Below are 600 nucleotides of genomic sequence, written 5' to 3' on the forward strand. Positions count from 1 at the left end.
TTTTTATTCTTTTACACAAATTTCATTCCGTCAGTACACCATTTTTAATTTATTATCTCGAAATAACTTTATGTAGATAACATAGCAAAAGCCATCCAACATCATTAGATGGCTTTTGCATGTTACTCTATTGTTTCCACTTCACGTGGATTATTCATCTCTTCTACATACACAACTCTAAATCCGTGATCTTCTAAATCCTTTAGCAATGTTTCTAATTCACTATCTTCAAACTCTTCTCCCAATGTAAACATAATTCTACGTACTAATAAAGCATCATTATCAAAAGTCATTAAGCTTTGAATACCAGTGTATTTCTTTAGCACTGTCGATAATTTTTGAATGGCTCCATTATAATCTTGTGTTCCAATCATGACAGAATATTTACTAGAATGGACTCCCCATGCATCTTCTAATAGTTCAAAAACTTTTTTATGAGTTAAAATACCAAGGAAGACCCCTTTTTCATCAACTACTGATAAATACGGTAGTTTTTTAATTGTAAAAAATACTTTAAAGAAGGAAGAGTCTTCTCTCACGTACCCATTCTTATCGTTCAATAATTGTAATACATTATCTTCAAGTGAACCTTTATATTCT

At 30.5% G+C, this 600-nt stretch carries 1 protein-coding gene; it reads right to left on the bottom strand.

What is annotated here, in order from left to right; translation table 11 throughout:
* Positions 1-122: 122 nt before the first annotated feature.
* Positions 123-600, bottom strand: a 478-nt coding sequence (locus tag KI356_RS27380) for a CBS domain-containing protein (RefSeq protein WP_212937028.1), incomplete at its 5' end; no start/stop codon positions are given.

Origin of the sequence: Bacillus hominis, from assembly GCF_018332515.1 — a bacterium.
In the GTDB taxonomy this organism is placed as follows: Bacteria; Bacillota; Bacilli; order Bacillales; family Bacillaceae_G; genus Bacillus_A; species Bacillus_A hominis.